This is a genomic window from Bordetella genomosp. 13, assembly GCF_007679965.1.
Taxonomy (GTDB): Bacteria; Pseudomonadota; Gammaproteobacteria; order Burkholderiales; family Burkholderiaceae_B; genus Bordetella.
The window spans coordinates 133,251-154,192 of sequence record NZ_VEHL01000008.1 but is presented as its reverse complement, the minus strand read 5'-3'; the positions used below and the strand labels follow the sequence as shown (position 1 = coordinate 154,192).

18 protein-coding genes are annotated in these 20,942 nt (G+C 69.3%); 1 reads left to right on the top strand and 17 read right to left on the bottom strand.

Going from position 1 to position 20,942, the window contains the following annotated elements:
* Positions 1–7 precede the first annotated feature (7 nt).
* Positions 8–1,264: an MFS transporter gene (locus FS845_RS19165; protein ID WP_144638310.1), complete on the top strand. Its 1,257-nt coding sequence runs from the start codon at positions 8–10 to the stop codon at positions 1,262–1,264.
* A 73-nt stretch (positions 1,265–1,337) separates the two neighbouring features.
* Here the strand turns inward: FS845_RS19165 and FS845_RS19160 are convergent, their stop codons facing one another.
* The 17 genes from FS845_RS19160 to FS845_RS19080 form a co-directional block, all read right to left on the bottom strand.
* On the bottom strand, positions 1,338–1,934 hold the full coding sequence (locus FS845_RS19160; RefSeq protein WP_144638308.1) for a DUF2141 domain-containing protein: 597 nt from the start codon (positions 1,932–1,934) through the stop codon (positions 1,338–1,340).
* Positions 1,935–1,993: 59 nt separating this feature from the next.
* Complete coding sequence (locus tag FS845_RS19155) at positions 1,994–2,683, bottom strand: GntR family transcriptional regulator (RefSeq protein WP_144638306.1); 690 nt, start codon at positions 2,681–2,683, stop codon at positions 1,994–1,996.
* A gap of 34 nt (positions 2,684–2,717) precedes the next feature.
* On the bottom strand, positions 2,718–3,464 hold the full coding sequence (gene pdxJ / locus FS845_RS19150; RefSeq protein ID WP_144638303.1) for a pyridoxine 5'-phosphate synthase: 747 nt from the start codon (positions 3,462–3,464) through the stop codon (positions 2,718–2,720).
* A complete protein-coding gene (locus tag FS845_RS19145) occupies positions 3,461–4,963 on the bottom strand; it encodes an efflux transporter outer membrane subunit (RefSeq protein WP_144638649.1) in 1,503 nt (500 codons plus the stop codon). The genes pdxJ and FS845_RS19145 overlap by 4 nt, the downstream gene beginning before the upstream one ends.
* Positions 4,964–5,013: 50 nt before the next feature.
* Positions 5,014–8,247 carry an efflux RND transporter permease subunit gene (locus FS845_RS19140; RefSeq protein ID WP_144638301.1) on the bottom strand — a complete coding sequence of 1,078 codons (3,234 nt, stop codon included), beginning with the start codon at positions 8,245–8,247 and terminating at the stop codon, positions 5,014–5,016.
* 68 nt (positions 8,248–8,315) lie between these two features.
* Positions 8,316–9,557 (bottom strand): efflux RND transporter periplasmic adaptor subunit, encoded by a 1,242-nt coding sequence (locus tag FS845_RS19135; RefSeq protein WP_144638299.1) that lies wholly within the window; start codon positions 9,555–9,557, stop codon positions 8,316–8,318.
* Between the two features lie 178 nt (positions 9,558–9,735).
* On the bottom strand, positions 9,736–10,923 hold the full coding sequence (locus FS845_RS19130) for a DUF3734 domain-containing protein (RefSeq protein ID WP_144638297.1): 1,188 nt from the start codon (positions 10,921–10,923) through the stop codon (positions 9,736–9,738).
* 13 nt (positions 10,924–10,936) lie between these two features.
* A complete protein-coding gene (locus tag FS845_RS19125; protein WP_186332356.1) occupies positions 10,937–11,524 on the bottom strand; it encodes a DUF4136 domain-containing protein in 588 nt (195 codons plus the stop codon).
* 166 nt (positions 11,525–11,690) lie between these two features.
* The gene (locus FS845_RS19120) at positions 11,691–12,485 is read right to left on the bottom strand and encodes an ABC transporter ATP-binding protein (protein WP_144638293.1); all 795 of its coding nucleotides are present in this window, start codon (positions 12,483–12,485) and stop codon (positions 11,691–11,693) included.
* Between the two features lie 3 nt (positions 12,486–12,488).
* Positions 12,489–13,376, bottom strand: a complete 888-nt coding sequence (locus tag FS845_RS19115; protein ID WP_144638291.1) for an ABC transporter permease — start codon at positions 13,374–13,376, stop codon at positions 12,489–12,491.
* A gap of 110 nt (positions 13,377–13,486) precedes the next feature.
* Positions 13,487–14,461, bottom strand: coding sequence for an ABC transporter substrate-binding protein (locus FS845_RS19110; protein WP_144638289.1), 975 nt, complete (start codon positions 14,459–14,461; stop codon positions 13,487–13,489).
* Positions 14,462–14,629: 168 nt separating this feature from the next.
* Positions 14,630–15,157 carry a superoxide dismutase family protein gene (gene sodC, locus FS845_RS19105; protein WP_144638287.1) on the bottom strand — a complete coding sequence of 176 codons (528 nt, stop codon included), beginning with the start codon at positions 15,155–15,157 and terminating at the stop codon, positions 14,630–14,632.
* Between the two features lie 141 nt (positions 15,158–15,298).
* Entirely contained in the window at positions 15,299–16,270 is a 972-nt protein-coding gene (locus tag FS845_RS19100; protein ID WP_144638285.1) for a Bug family tripartite tricarboxylate transporter substrate binding protein, read from the bottom strand.
* A gap of 202 nt (positions 16,271–16,472) precedes the next feature.
* Entirely contained in the window at positions 16,473–18,014 is a 1,542-nt protein-coding gene (locus FS845_RS19095) for a malonate--CoA ligase (RefSeq protein WP_144638284.1), read from the bottom strand.
* Positions 18,015–18,019: 5 nt separating this feature from the next.
* Positions 18,020–18,826 carry an enoyl-CoA hydratase/isomerase family protein gene (locus FS845_RS19090; RefSeq protein ID WP_144638282.1) on the bottom strand — a complete coding sequence of 269 codons (807 nt, stop codon included), beginning with the start codon at positions 18,824–18,826 and terminating at the stop codon, positions 18,020–18,022.
* 26 nt (positions 18,827–18,852) lie between these two features.
* Positions 18,853–20,157, bottom strand: a complete 1,305-nt coding sequence (locus tag FS845_RS19085) for a malonyl-CoA decarboxylase domain-containing protein (RefSeq protein ID WP_186332347.1) — start codon at positions 20,155–20,157, stop codon at positions 18,853–18,855.
* Positions 20,108–20,869, bottom strand: a complete 762-nt coding sequence (locus FS845_RS19080) for a GntR family transcriptional regulator (protein ID WP_144638280.1) — start codon at positions 20,867–20,869, stop codon at positions 20,108–20,110. The genes FS845_RS19085 and FS845_RS19080 overlap by 50 nt, the downstream gene beginning before the upstream one ends.
* Positions 20,870–20,942 lie beyond the last annotated feature (73 nt).

The following is a 20,942-nucleotide window of genomic DNA, read 5'->3' as shown; positions in this document are numbered from 1 at the left end:
ACTGCACATGGGCTGGTTCAGTGAACTCGACCAGAAAGGCAAGCGCACGTTCTACGCCTCGTTCCTGGGGTGGACGATCGACGCGCTCGACTACATGGTCTTCACCTTCGTGATCGCCACGCTGATGCACCTGTGGGACATCAGCCGCGGCCAGGCCGGCCTGCTGGGCACGGTCACGCTGCTGTTCTCCGCGGTGGGCGGCTGGGCGGCCGGCATCCTGGCCGACCGCTACGGCCGCGTGCGCGTGCTGCAGATCACCATTCTGTGGTTCTCGGTGTGCACGGTGGGCATCGGCTTCACGCAGAACTTCGAGCAGATCTTCGTGCTGCGCGCGCTGCAGGGCCTGGGCTTCGGCGGCGAATGGGCCGTGGGCTCGGTGCTGATGGGCGAGATCATCCACGCGCGCAACCGCGGCAAGGCGGTCGGCACGGTGCAGAGCGGCTGGGCGGTGGGCTGGGGCGTCGCGGCCCTGCTGTACACGCTGGCCTTCTCCGTGCTGCCCGAGCAATGGGCCTGGCGCTCGCTGTTCTGGGTGGGCGTGCTGCCGGCCCTGCTGGTGCTGTACATCCGCAAGCACGTGCCCGAGCCCGAGGTGTTCGAGGCCACACGCAGGCGCCAGCAGGCCAGCACGGCCAAGGTCTCGCCCTGGGCGATCTTCGGGCCGGGACTGCTGCGCACCACCGCGCTGACCGCGCTGTTGTGCACGGGCATCCAGGGCAGCTACTACGCGGTCACCACGTGGCTGCCGACCTTCCTGAAGACGGAGCGGCACCTGTCGGTGCTGGACACGGGCGGCTATCTGCTGGTGATCATCACCGGCTCGTTCTGCGGCTACATCGCGGGCGCCTACATGGCCGACCGCTTCGGCCGGCGGCCCAACTTCTTCCTGTTCTCCGTGCTGTCGGGCGTGTGCGTCTGGGCCTACACGCAACTGCCGCTGTCGAACCACCAGATGCTGTTCCTGGGCTTTCCGCTGGGCTTCGCGGCCTCGGGCATCTTCGGCGGCCTGGGCGCGTACCTGACCGAACTGTTCCCGTCCGAACTCCGCGCCAACGGCCAGGGCTTCGCCTACAACTTCGGCCGCGGCATCGGGGCGCTGTTCCCCAGCCTGGTGGGCTATCTCAGCCAGTCGATGGGACTGGCGCAGGCCATCGGCCTGTTCGCGGGCGGCGCGTACGCGGTAGTGCTGCTGACGGCGGTGCTGCTACCCGAGACGCGCGGGCGGGCGCTGGCGAACCTGGCTCCGGAGCGCACGTCGCCGTAGCGGCGGCGCGGAATCCGCCGGCTTGCGGGAATGCAGGCCGCGCGCCCGTCTGGCCGGCACGGCTCGCGCGTGGCTATCGCGGGGCCGTGACCAGCAGGTCCGACGCCTGCATCCAGCCGGTCACCGGCTTGCCTTCGCCCTCGTATTCCACGCGCAGCCAGTCGCCCTGCCGCTGCAGCACGGCCACGGGATCCCCCTGCACCAGGTACGGCTTGCGGCGCTGCGCGTCGCGCGCGGGCCCCTTCTGCATCACGGCCTTGTCCGCCGACACCAGGGCCACCGACTGCCAGGCGGGACGTTGCGAATCGCGATCCAGCACGTAGGGCTCCTTGACCATGTCGCCGGAGGTCATGGCGCAGCCGTCGCCGTTCTCGTCCAGCTGCAGGGCCACGGCATCGCCCTGCACGGTGAACGTGCCGTGCAGGGTCTCGCCCGGCTCGGGCTGGCGCACCGTGATGTCCGCGCGGCCGTCTGCAAGCTTGCCGTCGAACACGAAATAGCACGAGAACTGGGGCCCGCCCGGCATGCCGCGCCCCTCGCTGTATACGCCGGCGACCGTGCCGTCCCGCACGGCCAGCAGCAGCGGGCCATAGCGTCCGGAGAGCATGTCGGCGGCGTGCACGGGGGAAGCCAGGGCGGTCAGGCAGACGAGTACGGCGGCAAGGCGCATGACGGGGTTCCCGAGTGGGTCGTGCAAGGCGAACGGCGCGGTCGACCGCGCCGGCGGAATCAAAGACCGATGTGGCGGTTCATCGCCAGGTAGGCGTCGCGCGACGGCGCCAGGTGATCGCGGCACAGGCGGATCAGGTCGTCGCGCCTGCCCTCCTTCAAAGCCTCGATCATCGCCCAGTGCTCTTGCCGAGCGCGTTCGCGGTAGCCCGCGTCGGCCAGCGAGCTGAAGCGGATGGAATGGGTCTGGCGCGCGTACTCGGCGATGGCGCGCGCCAGCACGCTGTTCTCGCAATGCGAAAACAGCGCCTGGTGGAAGCGCACGTTGCTGCGGAACACCGCGCGCGGGTCCAGCGCGGCCACCGCGGCGTCGTGCTCGCGCTGGATGGCGATCAGCTCCTGCACGGCCGGCTGCGGCAAGGGACATGGCAGGTGACGCGCGGCCTCGGCTTCGAGCAGTTCGCGCATCTGGTAGAGCTCGGCGACCTCGCGCGGCGAGAAGGCGCGCACCTCGCAGCCGATGTTCTTGCGGCGTTCGACCAGGCCCAGCAGGGCGAGGTCGGCCAGCACGGTGCGGGCGACATGGCGCTTCAGGTTGAAGCGCCGCATCAGGTCGTCCTCGATCAGCCGCTCGCGCGGATGCAGGCGACCCAGGACGATGTCTTCCTCGAGCTCGCTGAGCACGGCCGCCGGATCGACGGGCGGCGCCTCGTTGGCGGCTTCGGAAGCAAGGGCGGCGGTACGGGGCATGGCGGATCGGTCGCGGCGAACGGCCCGCAGGATATCAGGCGCGGCCTCTCTGGGCCTGCAGGCGCGCCTGCACCATCAGGGCCTTCATGTCGCGCACGGCCTTTTCCCAGCCGTCGAACACGGCCTGTGCCACGATGGCGTGGCCGATGTTCAGTTCGGCGATGCCGTCCAGCGCCGCCATGGCGGACACGTTGCCGTAGTGCAGCCCGTGGCCCGCATTGACGCGCAGCCCGGCGCGCAGCCCATGCGCCACGGCGGCGCGCACGCGCGCCAGTTCGGCCTGCTCCTGCTCGGGGCTGGTGGCCTCGGCGTAGGCGCCGGTGTGCAGTTCGATGACCGGGGCGCCCGCGCGCACGGCGGCGTCGATCTGCGCCGGCTCGGGATCGATGAACAACGACACGCGGATGCCGGCCTCGGCCAGCTGCGCCACGGCGTCCGACACGGCAGGCAGGCCGCCCGCCACGTCCAGCCCGCCCTCGGTGGTGAGCTCGGTGCGCTTCTCGGGCACCAGGCAGACGTCGCTGGGCCTGACCGCGCAGGCGATGTCCAGCATCTCGCGGGTGATGGCGCATTCCAGGTTCATGCGCGTGCGCAGCAGCGGCCGGATGGCATGCACGTCGGCGTCCTGGATGTGGCGCCGGTCTTCGCGCAGGTGCAGGGTGATGAGGTCGGCGCCCGCCTCCTCGGCCCGCAGCGCCGCCTGTACCGGATCGGGATAGGCGGTGTGGCGCTGCTGGCGCAGGGTGGCTACATGATCGATGTTGACGCCGAGTTCTATCATTGTTGCTGCGATGCCGTTTGCGGCGCTGTCTGCGCGGCCACGGTCGTTTCGTTCCAGCCGCCGCCCAGCGCCTTGTACAGCTCGACGCGGTTGACCAGGGAATTCAGTCCGGTCTGCACCAGCGCGAGCTGCGCGTTGAAGAAATCCACCTGCGCGGTCTGCACCTGCAGGAAGCTGTCGATGCCGCCACGATAGCGCAAGTCCGACAGCTCCAGCGTACGCGCCGACGACACCTGCAGGGCGCGCTGGGCGTCGAGCTGGGCGGTGTAGGTGGCCTCTCCGGCCAGCGCGTCGGCGACCTCGCGGAATGCCTGCTGGATCGTCTGCTCGTATTGCGACACCGCGATATTATCGCGCGCCCGGGCCAGGTTCAGGCCTTCGCGCACGCTGCCGCCCGCGAACAGGGGGGTGGTGATCGACGGCGAGAAGCTCCAGAAGCCCTGCCCGCCCTTGAACAGGTCGCCCAGCGACGAGCTGGACGAGCCCAGCAGGCCGGTCAGCGAGATGGTCGGGAAGAACGCCGCGCGCGCCGCGCCGATGTTGGCGTTGGCGGATTTCAGCTGGTTCTCGGCCGCCAGGATGTCCGGACGGCGCTCGAGCAGCTCGGACGGCAGGCCCGACGGCACGCTGGCCAGCAACTGGTCGCGCCCGAACTCGGCCGGCGGCGGCAGGTCGGGGGGCAGGCCGGGCAGGCCCGTCAGCAGCACCAGCGCATTGGCGGCCTGCGCGCGGGCGCGTGCCAGTTGCGCCAGGTCGGCGGAGGCGGTGTCCAGCAGCGTCTTGGATTGGTTCAACTCCAGTTCCGTGGCCACGCCGCCGTCGAAGCGGGTCTTGACCAGGTCGAACGACTGCTGGCGCGAGGCCAGCGTCTTCTGCGTCAGGTCCAGCTGGACTTCGGCGGCGCGCATGTTGAAGTAGGCCTCGGCGACCGCGCCCACCAGCGAGATGTGCACGCTGCGCTGCGACTGCTCGGTCGAGAGGTATTGCTGGTACGCGGCTTCGGACAGGCTGCGCAGCCGGCCGAACAGGTCGATCTCGAACGAGGTCAGGCCCAGGCCGGCCTGGTACTGGCTGGAAACCGACGGCGAATCGGGGCCGCCCAGGCGCTGGTCGCGCGGCAGGCGCTGGCGCGTGCCCTGCACGCCCAGCCCGATGCTGGGGAATTGCGCGGCGCGCTGCACGCCGTACTGGGCGCGCGCCTCTTCGACGCGCAGCACGGCCACGCGCAGGTCGCGGCTGTTGGCCAGCGACAGCTCGATCAGCTTCTGCAGGCGCGGATCGCGGAAGAATTCGCGCCAGCCGATGTCGGCCGCCGCGTAGGCGCCCGCCGGCGCCACCGCGGCCGCGGGCTGGGTATTGACGGACGCCTGCGCGCCACCCTCGCCGAACTGCACCTTGGGCTGGTCCGGATAGGTGGCCTGCACGGGCGCGTCGGGGCGCTTGTAGTCGGGCGCCAGCGAGCAGCCGGCCAGCGCGGCGGCCAGGGCCAGCGCCAGCATGCCGCGCGCGGACGTCGCCACTTCAGGGCGGGTCATGGAACGGGCCATCATCAGTGGTTCTCCTGGCCGCCTTGCGGATTGCGCGGCGCGTGGGGATCGGTTGCGTCGCCGGCGGCATCCTGCTGCTGCGCGCGCTTGGCCGCCTGTTCTTCCTCGAAGGCCTTGGCCTCGGCGCCCAGCAGGCGCGGCTTGGACTTGAACAGCCCCAGCACCACGACGAAGAACGTCGGCACGAACATCACGGCGAACGGCGTGGCGGCCAGCATGCCGCCCAGCACGCCGAAGCCCACCGCGCGCTGGCTGGCGGCGCCCGCGCCGCTGGCCATGGCCAGCGGCACCACGCCCAGGATGAAGGCCAGCGAGGTCATCAGGATGGGACGGAAGCGCAGGCGCGCCGCCTCGACCGCGGACTCGTACAGCCCCATGCCGCGGGCGTACTGGTCCTTGGCGAATTCCACGATCAGGATGGCGTTCTTGGCCGCCAGCCCGATCACGGTGACCATGCCCACCTGGAAGTACACGTCGTTGGACATGCCCAGGGCGGACACCAGCGCCACGGCGCCCAGCATGCCCAGCGGCACCACCAGCATGACCGACAGCGGGATGGCCCAGCTTTCGTACAGGGCGGCCAGCACCAGGAACACCACCAGCAGGGCCAGGCCCATCAGGATCGGCGCTTGGCTGCCCGCCTGCATTTCCTGGTAGGACAGGCCGCTCCATTCGTAGCCGAAGCCCGGCGGCAGGTCGGCCATCAGGCGCTGCATCTCGATCATGGCCTCGCCCGAGGTGTAGCCCGGCGCGGCGTCGCCGCCGATGCGGATCGACTCGTAGCTGTTGTAGCGCACCACCTGCACCGGCCCCTGGATCCACTTTGCGGTGACGAAGGACGACAGGGGCACCATGCCGCCGCTGCTGTTGCGCGCATTCAGGCGCAGCACGTCCTCGACCTGCATGCGGAAGCCCTGCTCGGCCTGCACCCACACGTTCTGCATGCGCCCCTGGTTGGGGAACTTGTTGATGTAGGACGAGCCGACAGCGGTGGACAGCAGGTTGGCGGCTTCCGCGAAGTCGACGCCCAGCGCCGCCGCCTTCTGGCGGTCGATGTCCAGGCTGAGCTGCGCGCCCGGCCCCAGGCCGGTGATGCGCACCTGCGCCAGCTTGGGGCTTTGCATGGCGGCGCCCATCAGCTGCGCGGTGGCCGCGGCCAGCGCGTCCGTGCCGGCGTTGGCGCGGTCCTGCAGGCGGAAGTCGAAGCCGCTGGCGTTGCCCAGTTCGGAGATGGCGGGAGGCACCACCGTGAACACCATGGCGTCATGGATGCCCATCAGCAGACGGCCGATGGCGCCGCCCGCGATGGCGCCCGCGGAATCGCCCTCGCCCTTGCGGTCGTCGAAGTCCTTGAGCGTGGTGAAGGCGATGGCCGCGTTCAGGCCGCTGCCGTTGAAGCTGAAGCCCTGCACCGTGATGATGTTCTGCACCGCGGGGATCTGGCGGAAGTAGTCCTCGACCTGCTCGATCACCTCGATGGTGCGGTTGGCCGAGGCGCCCGCGGGCAGCTCGATGTTGCTGATCACGTAGCCCTGGTCTTCCTCGGGCAGGAACGACGACGGCATGCGCAGGTACAGCCAGCCCAGCGCGACCACCAGCACCAGGAACACCAGCATCATGCGCCCGCCCTTGTGCAGCGTGCGCGAGATCCAGTTCTGGTAGCCGTGGGTGGTGGCGTCGAACTTGCGGTTGAACCAGCCGAAGAAGCCGCGCTTCTGGTGGTGCTGGCCCTTGGGGATGGGCTTGAGGATGGTGGCGCACAGCGCCGGCGTGAAGCTCAGCGCCAGGAAGGCCGAGAAGAAGATCGACACGGCCATGGCGACCGAGAACTGGCGGTAGATCACGCCCACCGAGCCGCTCATGAAGGCCAGCGGCAGGAATACCGCGATCAGCACCAGCGTGATGCCGACGATGGCCCCGCTGATCTGCGGCATGGCCTTCTTGGTGGCTTCCTTGGGGGGCAGCCCTTCTTCCACCATGATGCGCTCGACGTTCTCGACCACCACGATGGCGTCGTCCACCAGGATGCCGATGGCCAGCACCATGGCGAACATGGTCAGCACGTTGATGGAGAATCCCAGCGCCAGCATCACCGCGAACGCGCCCAGCATGGCCACAGGCACCACCAGCGCCGGGATCAGCGTGTAGCGCACGTTCTGCAGGAACAGGAACATCACCAGGAACACCAGCACCATGGCTTCGGCCAGGGTGTGCAGCACCTGCTCGATGGACACCTTCACGTAGGGCGCGGTGTCGTAGGGGATGTCGTACTTGACGTTGCCCGGAAAGAACTTGGACAGGTCGTCCATCTGGGCCTTCACGCCCTCGGCGGTGGCCAGCGCATTGGCGCCCGGGGCCAGCACGATGGCGAACGCCGCCGTCGGCTTGCCGTTCAGGCGCGCGCCGAACTGGTAGTTGTCCGCGCCCACCTCGACGCGCGCGACGTCGCGCAGCAGCACGCGCGAGCCGTCCGCATTGGCGCGCAGCACGATGTTGCCGAAGCCCTCCACCGTGGACAGCTGGCCGTTGGCGATGACGGTGGCGGTAGCGCGCTGGCTTTCGGGGTTGGGGGGCTGGCCGATGGTGCCGCCGGAGATCAGCACGTTCTGGTTCGAGATCGCCTGGTTGACCTCGGCGATGCTCATGTTGAAGCCGACCAGCTTGTTCGGGTCGACCCAGATGCGCATGGCGCGCGGCGCGGCGAACAGCTGGAAGCGGCCCACGCCGGCCACCCGCGAGACCGGGTTCTGTACGTTGCGGCGGACGTAGTCCGCCAGCGCGGTCTGGTCCATCGAGCCGTCGGTGGACGACAGCGTGACGATCATCAGGAAGCCTGCGCTGGTCTTCTCGTAGCGCAGGCCCTGCTGCACCACCGCCCCCGGCAGCTGGGCCGAGACGTTGGACACGCGGTTCTGCACGTCCACCTGCGCCAGGTCGGGGTCGGTGCCCGGCGCGAAGGTGACGGTGATCTGGGCCTGGCCGTACGCGTCGCTGACCGACTCGTAGTACAGCAGGCCCTTGGCGCCGTTCAGTTCGTCCTCGATGATGCTGGTGACGGACTGGGACACCTCCTTGGCCGAGGCCCCGGGGTAGGTCGCGGTGATCTGGATGGCAGGCGGCGCGACGTCCGGGTACTGCGAGATCGGCATGTTGTTGACCGCCAGGATCCCCACCAGAAGGATGAAGAACGAAACCACCCAGGCGAAGATCGGTCGGTCGATGAAGAATTGCGGCATGTCGGCTGACTCGTAAAGCGCTGCTCACGGACGGGGAACGCGGCGCATCGCGATGCGCCGCGTGCCGCTCATTTCTGGCCTTGCTGTTGGGCTTGGGCCGGCTGCTGGGTCTGGCCCTGCTGGCCTTGCTGCTGGCCTTGCGCCTGGCCCTGGCCAGGCTGCGCGGCGCCGTTCTTCTTCCACGGCGTGGCCTGCACGGGCGCGCCCGGGCGGATCTTCTGGAAGCCCTCGACCACGACGACGTCGCCGGCCTTCAGGCCTTCGGTGATCACCCACTCGTTGTCCACCACGTTGCCGGTGGACACGGGGATCTGCTCGGCCTTGTTGTCGCGCACCACCATCAGGCTCTGCTTGCCGTCGGGCGTGCGCTGCAGGGCCTGCTGCGGCACGCGCAGCGCCTTGTCGTCCACGCCCTGCTCGACGCGCACGCGCACGTACATGCCCGGCAGAAGCTCGTTGCCGGGGTTCGGCACCTCGGCGCGCAGGGTGACCTGGCTAGTCGACGGGTCGACCGTGATGCCGGTGAACAGCAGCTTGGCGGGCTGATCGTACGGCGTGCCGTCTTCCAGCAGCACCGTGACGCGCGCGCCGTCGCCGACACGCTGCAGCTTGCCCGAGGCCAGCGCGCGGCGCAGGTTGGCCAGGTCGGACGTGGACTGCGTCAGGTCGACGTAGACGGGATCGAGCTGCTGCACCAGCGCCATCTGCGTGGCCGAGCCGCCCTCGACCAGCGCGCCCTCGGTGACCAGGGGCCGGCCGATGCGACCGTCGATCGGCGAGGTGACGTCGGTGTAGTCCAGATTGATGCGCGCCGAGGTCTGCGCGGCGCGCGCGGCGGACACGGCGGCCTCGGCCTGGCGGAACGTGGAGACCGCGTTGTCGTATTCCTGCTTGCTGACCGCGTTGGCCTTGACCAGCGGCGCATAGCGCTCGGCCAGCACCTTGGCGCTGTACAGGTCGGCCTGCGCCTGCTTCACCTGCGCGGCCGCCTGGTCGTACGAGGCCTGGTAAGGCGCGGGATCGATCTTGAAGAGCTTCTGGCCTTTCTTGACGTCGCTGCCCTGCTCGAAGGCGATCTTCTCGACGATGCCGGTGACGCGGGCGCGGATCTCCGCGTCGCGCACGGCGTCGACGCGGCCCGGCAGCTCGGAGACGATGGCCGTGCGCTGCGGCTGGACCGTCACGACGCTGACCTGCGGCACCATGCCACCAGGGCCGCCGCCCGCTTCCTTCTTGCCGCATGCGGCCAGGCCCAGCGCCAGGACGGTAGCGACGCTGATGACGGAAAAACGCTCATGGGAAAGACGCATGGGGTCCTCATGCTTGAAAAAGCGTGTTCTGCGGGGCGACGACGCATAGCAAGCCGCGCCCGGACGTGCGGAAAGGCCGCTACTGTAGCGGAAGTTTTTTAGCTTTTATTAAGAGCGGGCCCGATCCGACGATGGGCGGGTCTTTTGCGACATGCCGCTCCCCTGGCAGGCGCTCACTTTACCGCGAATCCGGTGCGCTGCGGTGCACGTCATGGGTGACGAAGCTCTGGTCCACGGCAGGCTTGTCCAATACGTTGGGCTGCCCCAACGTTCGCCGGATGTCGGCCAGGCCGAACTGCCAGTGCTCGCGCATGGCCTCGGTGCTGAACTCGTAGTCTTTCGACTCGCGCTCGTAGTGCTTGGCCTGGTAGATCAGGTTGACCACGTTGACCAGCGGCGTGCAGGCCTGCGCCCGCAGCTCGGCCAGGTCCGGGCTGTTGCGCTGGGACGCGGGCAGGCGCTCCAGCAGGGTCTGCAGGCCGCGGCGCAGCTTCAATATCTTGCGGTAGTTGTCGGTGACCGTGCGGGTGCGGCTGGAATACTGGATGTCCTTCTGCCGCTGCGCCACCTCTTCCATGTTGGTCGGCAGCTCGCCGCGGGCGGGCCACAGGTCCACCTGGAAGGCCAGCGTGTCGCGCATGGGATGCACCGACAGCACCTCGGCCAGCGGGGTGTTCGACACGATGCCGCCGTCCCAGTACGGGCATCCGTCGACTTCCACCGCCGGAAAACCGGGCGGCAGCGCGCCCGAGGCCATGATGTGCTCGGGGCCCAGCGGTCGCCGCGTACTGTCGAAATACGCAAAGTTGCCGGTACGCACGTTGACCGCGCCGAAGCTGGCCCGCACCGCGCCGCTGTTCAGCAGGTCGAAGTCGACGTATTCACGCAGCGTGGCCGCCAGCGGGGAGGTGTCGTAGAAGCTGGTGGATGCCGCGCCCGAGTCGCGCAGCAGGTAGGGCGAGGGCACGCGCGGCGAGAAGAAGCCTGGCTGGCCCTGCGTGAGCGCGCGCAGCGCGGCCAGTTGGCCCGTGACCATCGGCGAACCGAAACCGAACGGCATGCCCTCGAACACGCTGGCCAGCGTCTCGCCCCAGCCCCAGGGCAGTCCGGCGAAGCCCGTCGGGCGGCAGATGGATTCCCAGAAGCCGCGCAGGCGGTCCACCCGTTCGTCCTCGGGCGAGCCCGCGATGATGGCGGCGTTGATCGAGCCGATGGAGATGCCCGACACCCAGTTGGGCCGGATGCCGGCCTCATGCAGGCCTTCGTAGACCCCGGCCTGGTAGGCGCCCAGCGCGCCGCCGCCTTGCAGCACGAGGGCGACGGTATCGTAGGCGGGCAATCCGGAGGGTCGCGCGCGTGTTGCCATGGCTTCCCCCTGCTTACTGGACGGGCAGTTGCGGCGCCGACACGCCGGCACGGAACGGGTATTTCGCGTAGATGCGCGCCACCGCCTGGCTGATCTCCTCGGGCGACGGGGCCAATGCCGTGTCGCCGACCGGACCGACGCTGGCGCCTTCCCACACCAGCTGCTTGCGGCGCGCGTCGACCACGTCGATGTTCAACGTGCCCTCGGAATACTGCAGGGCCTGCCCGTCCCAGGGATGGCCGGGCCAGCTGGTGTAGAAGCCCGTGCGGTAACCCCAGGTCGGCAGCGGCGCGGCCGGGCCGGCCGAGCCCACCGTCTTTTCCTCGACCTTGGCGCTGATGTTGACCAGCAGGTCGGGGTCCTGGACGGCGTAGGCATAGCCGCGCATTTCCATCTGCCCGCGCGCGGCGGACTTCAGGCGTTCGGCCAGCTGGGCGCCGTAGGCGGGTTTGTCGGTATCCGGCTGCGCCATGAAACCGAAGGTGCGATAGCGTCCAAAATCGGCGGTGCGATCGTAGTCGCTGCGGATGGACGGCCCGGAGGCGCACGCGGCCAACAGGCCGCAAGCCCCGGCCGTCGCCAAGATGCGCGGCAGAGAAATCATCGGTAAACGGCTCCTGGAAGCGGCGCGGACATGATGCCGCGAAGGCTGCCTGGGCGCAACCGCAGGGGCGTGACGACGGACGAATGCCTGCGAAGCGCCCCGCCCGCCGCCCTGCCTCGGGACGATCCCGAGGCAAGACCACGGACGGGATGCGTCGATCGCGTCAGCCCAGCAGCAGCGCGTCGTCGGCCAGCTGTTCGCCGCGCACGCGTTCGAACATGGCCAGCAGGTCCTTCACGTCCATGCCGCGGCGTTCGTCGCCGGACACGTCCAGCACGACTTCGCCCTGGTGCAGCATCACCGTGCGCTCGCCGACGTCCAGCGCCTGGCGCATGCTGTGGGTGACCATCATGGTGGTGAGCTTGCTTTCGGCCACGATGCGCGCCGTCAGCTGCAGCACGAAGTCGGCGGTGCGCGGGTCCAGCGCGGCCGTGTGCTCGTCCAGCAGCAGGATGCGCGAGGGCTGCAAGGCCGCCATCAGCAGGCTGACCGCCTGGCGCTGGCCGCCCGACAGCAGGCCGATGCGGTCGGTCAGGCGGTTCTCCAGGCCCAGGCCCAGCGTGGCCAGGCGCTCGCGGAAATTCTCGCGCATGCTCGCCTTCACGGCACGGCCCAGGCCGCGGCGCGCGCCGCGCATCTGCGCCAGCGCCATGTTCTCTTCGATGGTCAGGTCTTCGCAGGTGCCCGCCATGGGGTCCTGGAATACGCGCGCCACCAGGTTGGAGCGTTCCCAGACGGGACGGCGCGTGACGTCGTGGCCATCGATGCCGATGCTGCCGGAATCGATGGACAGGTCGCCCGACACGGCGTTCAGGAAGGTCGACTTGCCGGCGCCGTTGGAGCCGATGACGGTGACGAACTGGCCGCTGGGGATGTCCAGCGACAGCCCGCGCAGCGCCCGCGTCTCGATGGGCGTGCCGGCGTTGAACGTGATGCGTAGGTCTTTTGCGCTGAGCATGGTTTACCCCTTCCTGCCGGCCAGGCGGCGCTTGAGCATGGGAATCACCAGCGCGATCGTGACCAGCACCGCGGTGACCAGGTTGAGGTCCTGCGCCTGCAGGCCGATGAAGTCGCTGTTCAGCGCCAGCGCGATGAAGAAGCGGTAGACGATGGCCCCGATGATGACGGCCAGCGTGGCCATGACCAGCCTGCGCGACGGCAGGATGCTCTCGCCCACGATGACCGCGGCCAGGCCGATGACGATGGTGCCGATGCCCATCGAGATGTCGGCGCCGCCCTGGGTCTGCGCGAACAGCGCGCCCGCCAGGCCGACCAGCGCATTGGACAGCGCCATGCCGCCCAGGATCATGCCGCCGGTGTTGACGCCCTGCGCGCGGGCCATGCGGCCGTTCGAGCCGGTGGCGCGCATCGCCAGGCCGGTCTGCGTGCCGAAGAACCAGTCCAGCAGCAGTTTGGCGATGATCACCACGAACAGCAGGATGACCGGACGCGCCACGTAGTCGCTGAGCCACTCGGGCTGCAGCAGGGTGAAGACCGTGGGCTCGGTGATCAGCGGCACGTTGGGCTTGCCCATGATGCGCAGGTTGACCGAGTACAGCGCGATCATCATCAGGATGCTGGCAAGCAGGTCCATGATGCGCAGGCGCACGTGCAGCCAGCCGGTGATCAGGCCCGCGCAGGCGCCCGCGATGGTGGCGGCGATGGTGGAGGTGTAGGGATCGTAGCCCGCCGAGATCAGCGTGGCACAGACGGCGCCGCCCAGCGGGAAGCTGCCGTCGACGGTGAGATCGGGAAAGCGCAGCAGGCGGAACGAGATGAGCACGCCCAGTGCGACCAGGGCGAACACCAGGCCGATTTCCAGCGCGCCCAGCAATGAGAAAAGAGACATGAAAGAGAACACGGCCGGTCGGGTCTCGTGAACGCGGCCGGCGCCTCCTTGGTTTGCGTTGGGAAAGGTACGGGCCGGCGGCCGGGTGGGCCGCCGCGCCCGCTACGGCATTACTTGACGACCTGGGCGGCCGACTTGACCAGCGCGTCGGACAGGGTGACGCCCTGCTTGGACGCCGCGCCCGGGTTGACGTAGAGCTCGAGCTTGGAGCTGGTCTCGGACGGGATGGCGCCGGGCTTCTCGCCCTTCAGGATGCGCGCGACCATGCGGCCGGTCTGGATGCCCAGGTCCTTGTAGTTGATGCCCAGGGCGGCGATGGCGCCGCGCTTGACGCTGTCGGTGTCGGAGGCGACCAGCGGAATCTTGGCGTCGTTGCCGACCTTGACCAGCGCTTCGTACGCCGACACCACGTTGTTGTCGGTGTTGGTGTAGATGACGTCGACCTTGCCGATCAGGCTGCGGGCGGCCGAGGCCACGTCCACGGAGCGCGGCGCGGCGGCTTCGACCAGGGTCAGGCCGGCCTTGGGCAGCAGCTCCTGCAACTGCTTGACCACCACCACCGAATTGGCTTCGCCGGGGTTGTAGACCATGCCCACGCGCTTGGCCTGCGGCACGACCTTCTTGATCAGGTCGATCTGCTTGTTCAGTTCCAGCAGGTCGGACACGCCGGTGACGTTGGTGCCGGAGGCCTGCATGCCGGGAACCAGCTGCGCCGCGACCGGATCGGTGACCGCCGAATAGACCACCGGCACGTCCTTGGTGGCGGCCACGACGGCCTGCGCGGACGGGGTGGCGATGGCCACGATGGCGTCGGGACGGTCGCCGACGAACTTGCGGGCGATCTGCGCGGCGGTGCCGGTGTTGCCCTGGGCGCTCTGGTACTGCCACTTCAGGTTCTTGCCGGATTCGTAGCCGGCCTGCTTCAGGCCTTCCTGCACGCCGTCACGGACGGCGTCCAGCGCCGGGTGCTCGACGATGGCGGTGATGGCCACCGACTTCTGTTGCGCCACGGCCGGCGCGGCATGGATGGCCGCGGCCAGCGCCAGTGCGCCCACCGTCAGAAAATGTTTTTTTCCGATCAGCATTTCTTGTGCTCCTTGCACCCTCTGGGTTGAATGATGGACATGCCTGCGCGCGGCCGGGTCCTCTCTCTACCCCGGCTGCCGGCATGAGACGCGTAGTCTAACGCGCCCAGGGCGCGTCACGCCCTGGGATATCCCTAAAAGGAGGAGCAAAGATCTAGGGCAATCGATTTATTTCACGACGCCGCACACGATCCGCGCGCCGCCTCCGCCCAGCTTCTCGGGATGGTCGCTGTGGTTGTCGCCGCCGGCGTGGACCATCAGGGCATGGCCCTTGAAGTCCGACGCTTTCAGGCGCGGGGCCAGCACCGGGTAGGTGGCCTTGCCGTCGGACGCCACGAACAGCGCCGGCAGGTCGCCCTTGTGGCCGCTGTCGTCGTACGGGCCCTTGTGGGCGCCGGTCTTGTCCGGGTCCCAGTGGCCGCCCGCGGCGCCGGCGGGGGCGGTCTTGCCGTCTACAGGGCCGGGTTCGCAGGACGGATTGGCGTGCAGGTGGAAACCGTGCGCGCCGGGCGGCAGGCCGAACAGGTCGGGCGTCAGCAGCGTGCCGTACTTGTTCTGGTCGATGCGGATCTTGCCGGCGGGCTGCTCCACGCCCTTGGGCCCGACGAAGGTCATCTCGACCGTCGTCTGCGCCGCGGCCGTCGCGCCCATGGCCACGCCGGCCATCAACGCGCCCGCCATCAGGATATTCCTCATCGCCTGCTCCCTGGAGATGCCGGGCCGCATGCCTCGTTGTGGCGGCGCCGGCGGGTGATCGGGCCTCCAGTGTAGGGACCCCGGCGGGCCGCAGGTTTGACATTCGGTAAACGGCCGGGGGCCCTCCCCCGGCCGCCGCCGTCACTCCAGCGTGACGCCGGAATCCTTCACCACCTTGGCCCAGCGGGCCACTTCGCTGTCGACGAAGGAGCCGAAGGCCGCGCCGGTCATGTCGGGGATGGCCGAGCCGTTGCTGGCCCAGATCTCCTTGATCTTGGCCGACTGCAGGGCCTTGGTGACGTTGGCAGTCATCTTCTCGACGGCCTCCTTCGGGGTGCCGGCCGGCGCCCACAGGGCATACCAGGTCGAGACCTCGTAGTTGGGCACGCCCGCTTCCGCGGCGGTGGGCACGTCGGGGAACGACGGCGAGCGCTGCGCCGAGGCCACGGCCAGGGGCTTGATGCTGCCGCCGCGGATGTGCGTGGCCGACGAGCCCAGGCCGTCGAAGGCCATGTCGACCTGGTTGCCGATCAGCGCCGACAGCATCGGGCCAGCGCCCTGGTACGGCACGTCCACCAGCTTGATGCCGGTCTGCATGGCGAACAGTTCTCCCGCCAGGTGGTGCGTGCTGCCCTTGCCGGCCGTGCCGAAGTTGATCTGGCCGGGACGGGCCTTGGCGTATTCGATCAGTTCCTTCACGGTCTTGACCGGCAGCTTGGGGTTGACCACGATGACCTGCGGCGGCTGCGCCAGCAGCGCGACCGGCACGAAATCCTTCTGGATGTCGTATTTCAGGCTCTTGTACAGGGACGGGGCCAGCGCGTGGTGCGCGCCGCCCATGAAAAACGTGTAGCCGTCGGGCTGGGCCTTGGCCGCGAACGAAGCGCCCACGGTGCCGCCGGCGCCGCCCTTGTTGTCGATGACCACGCTCTGCCCGAGCTGCGAGCCCAGCTGCTGGGCCAGCGGCCGCGCGAAGGTGTCGGTGCCGCCCCCCGCGGGAAACGGCACGACGATCGTGATCGGGCGTTCGGGCCATGCCGCGGCGGCGGGCGCGGACAGGGCCGCGGCGGCCAGCGTCAGGACGGCGGCGGCGCCGATGATGGGTTGTCTCATTGATGTCTCCTCTTTGGTACAGCGCAGGACAGGACGTGGGCCCGTCTCGTTATAAGTGGTCGGCCCCGGGCCGCGAGAGGCCGGTACCGGTTCGATGAATCTGCAGCATCCAAAGCCTTGCAACGGGTAGTGTGAGGATCGAACTCCTATTCCGGATGGGGGAAACGGCCGGCGGCGGCGTCGCGGCCGCCGGCCCTATCGCCTACAGCGCGTGGTAGGTCTCGCGCAATACGTTCTTCTGCACCTTGCCCATGGTGTTGCGGGGCAACTGCTCGATGACGTGGATGCGCTTGGGCACCTTGAAGTTGGCGATGCGCGTCTTCAGTTCGGCCTGCATGGCCGAGGCGTCCAGCGCCGCGCCGCTGCGCGGCACCACCACCGCCACGACGGCCTCGCCGAAGTCGGGGTGCGGCACGCCGATGACGGCCGACTCGGACACGCCCGGCATCTCGTCGATCAGCGTCTCGATCTCCTTGGGATAGACGTTGTAGCCGCCCGAGATGATCAGATCCTTGCTGCGGCCCACGATGGACAGGTAGGTGTCGGGCGCCGCGCGGCCGCCGGCCTCGCCGCCCCAGCGGCCCACGTCGCCCGTCTTGAACCAGCCGCCGTCGGCGAACTCTTCGCGGGTCTTCTCGGGCATGCGCCAGTAGCCCGAGAACACGTTGGGGCCGCGCACCTGCACGTTGCCGATCTCGCCCGGCGGCAGTACCGCGCCGGCATCGTCGACCACGCGCACCTCGACGCCCGGCAGCGGCTTGCCCACCGTGCCGCCCAGCCGCTCGCCCTCGTCGGCGTGGTAGGGATTGGAGGTCAGCATCACCGTCTCGCTCATGCCGTAGCGTTCCAGGATGGTCTGGCCGGTGCGCTCGCGGAAATCGTTGAAGGTCTCGGTCAGCAGCGGCGCCGAGCCCGAGATGAACAGGCGCATGTTGCGGCACGCCTTCCTGTCGAAGCGCGGCTCGGCCAGCAGGCGCACGTAGTAAGTGGGCACGCCCATCATGACGGTGCTCTGCGGCAGGTAGTGCAGCGCCTGCTCCACGTCCAGCTTGGGCAGCCAGATCATGCGCGCGCCGGCCAGCAGCGCGCCGTGCGAGGCCACGAACAGGCCATGGACGTGGAAGATCGGCAGCATGTGCAGCAGCACGTCGTCGGCGCGCCAGCCCCAGTACCGGTGCAGCGTGCGGGCGTTGGAGGCCAGGTTCTCGTGCGACAGCATGGCGCCCTTGCTGCGGCCCGTGGTGCCCGACGTGTACAGGATGGCGGCCAGGTCGTCCGGCTGCCTGCGCACGGTCTCGAAGGTCTGCGGCATGGCCGCGGCCGCGTCCAGCAGGGTGCCGCCGCGCTGTTCGTCCAGCGTGTAGACGTGGGCGGTGCCGGCCTTGTCGGCCGCGCGCTTCACCCATTGCAGGTTGCCGGGCGAGCACACCACCACGGCGGGCTCGGCGTTGCCCAGGAAGTATTCGATCTCGGATTCGCGATAGGCGGTGTTCAGCGGCAGATAGACCAGGCCGGCGCGCAGCGTGGCCAGATACAGCAGCAGCGCTTCGGGCGACTTCTCGACCTGCACCGCCACGCGCGCGCCTTCGGGCAGCTGCAGCGAGGCCAGCAGATTGGCCAGGCAGGCGCTGGCGCGGTCGATGTCGTCCCAGGTGTAACGCAGGTCGGGCGTCTCCAGCGCGACCTTGCTGCGATCGGCGGGGAAGCCGCTCTCCAGCACGGCATACAGATTGGCGTTGCTCACCTTGTCTAGTCTCCGGTAAAGGTGGGGGACTGGCCGGCCAGGAAGGCGCGCACGCCCTCGCGGTGGTCGCGGCTGTCCGCATAGGAAAAATAATCTTCGTATTCTGCTTCCGACAGCGGCGCGGCATCGAGCAGGCGGCGCGACTGGCGCTTGTTGATGCGCGCGGCCAGCGGCGCGCCGCGCAGGATGCCCGCCACGCAGTCTCGCACCGCGCCGGGCACCTCGCCATCCGGGACAGCCCGGGTCAAGAGGCCCAGCCGCAAGGCTTCGGCGGCGTCGAACACCCGCCCTTCCAGCAGGATGGCCAGCGTCGCGGCGCGGCCGGCCAGCGCCAGCAGGCCCTGCATCTCGTCGGGCGCCATGGGAAAGCCCAGCCGGTTGATGGGCACACCGAAGCGCGAGGACTGCGCGGCGATGCGCAGGTCGCACTGGCTGGCGATCTCCAGTCCCCCGCCCACGCAGACGCCCTCGATCTCGGCCACCACGGGATGCGGGCAATGCGCCACCGCGCGCAGCGCGGGCGCCAGCACCTCGCGGTGATAGTGCTGCACGGCCGCCCTGTCGCCGCGCACCCGCGGAAACTCGCGGATGTCGGCGCCGGCCGCGAAGTTGCCGCCCTCTCCGGCCACGACCACGCAGCGCAGGCCGTCGTCGGCGGACAGGACCTCGAAGGTCTCGCGCAACTGCTGCCACATGGCCACGGTGATGGCGTTCAGACGGCCGGGATGGGATAGCGTGACGCGCGCGATGGCGCCGTCTCGCCCCAGCAGCACGCGGCCCGGCTGGCCGGCCGCTTCGGATGGCTGGTTCATGGCGTGCGGTTCCGTGTCGTCCCGCGTCATGCCAGGCGCGCGATGGCGCGGCTGGCGGGCGGCTTGCCCTGCCCCAGGCGCGTCAGGTTCTCGTCCAGCTTGTCCAGCTCGTACAGGTAATTGACCATCATCCCGCACGACTGCTGCAAGCCCTTCTCGGACACGTCGGCCGCCCAGTTGACGCGCTCGGCGCGCGCGCCGTTGCCCATGTGGAAGCGCGCCACAGGATCGAGCGGCTGGCCGTTCTTCAGCGTCTGCACGTAGTGCGCGGCCAGCCGCAGGCCGGCGCGGCGCAGCGCCTCGCTGGGCTTGCCCTTGGCCGCGCGGGCCAGGCGATCGGCCCAGCGCGCGCCATCCGGCGCGCCGGTGCGCACCTTGCTCTTGCCTTCGCGCACGATCTGCTCGACCTCCTGCGCGGACAGCTTGGACAGCCATTCGCGCAGGCCCGGCATGGGCGACAGCGTGGCGAAGGACTTGAGCTTCGGCACTTCCTCGAGCAGGCGCTCGATGACGCGCTTGAGCAGGAAATTGCCGAAGCTGATGCCGCGCAGGCCGGCCTGCGTGTTCGAGATGGAGTAGAAGATCGCCCAGCGCGATTTGTCCAGGTCGGGCGCGGGCGCCTGCGTATCCAGCAGCGCCTGCACGTCGTCGGCCATCTGCGGGGCGAACGCGACCTCGACGAAGATCAGCGGCACGTCCGGCATCTGCGGATGGAAATAGGCATAGCAGCGGCGGTCGCCCGCCACGCGGTGGCGCAGGTCGTCCCACGAGCGGATCTCGTGCACGGCCTCGTAGATGATGAGCTTTTCCAGCAGCGAGGCCGGCGAATCCCAGGTCAGGCGGCGCAATTCCAGCAGGCCCACGTCGAACCATGCCGACAGCAGGCCTTCCAGCTCCTTGTCCAGCACCTGCAGGCCCGCGACCTGTTTGCGCCAGCGCAGCATGTCGGCGCGCAGGTCGACCAGGAAGCGCAGGCCCTCGGGCAGCGCGTTGAAGCGCTTGAACAGGCGCGCGCAGCCCTCGCCGCGCTCGCGGCTGGCCTCGGCCGCCTGGGCCAGCGCCCCCAGCATGGCGCGGCGCCGCTTGCCGTCGGCCGCCGCATAGCCCGTGCACCACAGGCGCGCCAGCTTGTTGGCGGCCACGTCGGTCAGGCGCGCGGCCAGCAGCGGCTCGACAGTCGCCGCGTCGGGCACGGGATCGCGTTCCCACAGGCGGCTGATGCGGGCCATCAGGCCGTTGGTTTCACCCTGTGCGTCGGGCTGCGCGGACGGATCGGGGACTTCAGGGGCGCGCTGAGCGCGCGCGCGGGCGAGCGTTTCGGGGGCGGGCATGGGCGTCTGGCTCCGGAAGAGTGATCTGGGAAATCAAATTGGGCACGGCCGGGGCGGCCTCCTGCTGCGCCAGCGTGCGCAGGGCGTCGAGCTGGCGCAGCAGGTGCTTGCGCGCCAGCGCCTCGGCGCCTTCGGGGTCGCGCGCCTTCAGCGCGGCATAGATGGCCAGGTGCTCCGCGCAGGATTCCTGGATGCGGCCCGGCAAGGCCAGGCTCTTGTGGCGGAACAGGCTGAGCACCTTGCGCAGGCCGCCGACCATGTCGGACAGCCAGCGGTTGTCCGCCAGCGCCTGCACGGCCTCGTGGATGCGCGCGTTGGCTTCGTAGTACTCGTCGATGCGGCCGGCCGCGGCGTGGGCGCGCAGCGCGCGATGCATGGGCTCCAGCGCCTTCAGGTCGGCGGCGCTGGCCTTCTGGGCGGCCTCGTACGCACAGCGCCCTTCCAGCATGGCCATCAGGGGGAAGATCTGCTCGAGATCGGCCACGGACAGTTCGCTGACGAAGCAGCCGCGGCCCGGCTCCAGCCGCACCAGGCCCTCGGTGGCCAGCACCTTGAGCGCCTCGCGCAGCGGCGTGCGCGAAATGCCCAGTTGCCCGGTGAGGCTGGCCTCGTCGATCCAGGCGCCCGCGGCCAGCGCGCGCGATCGGATCATGTCGCGCAGCCTGTCGGCGACTTCGAGGTACAAAGCCTGGCGGACGATGGGTACGGTCATGGGCGGCGAACTCGGCAAGGCCATAATTCATAATTATGGAAAGCCCATGATAGTGTGATTTTCAAGAACCCGT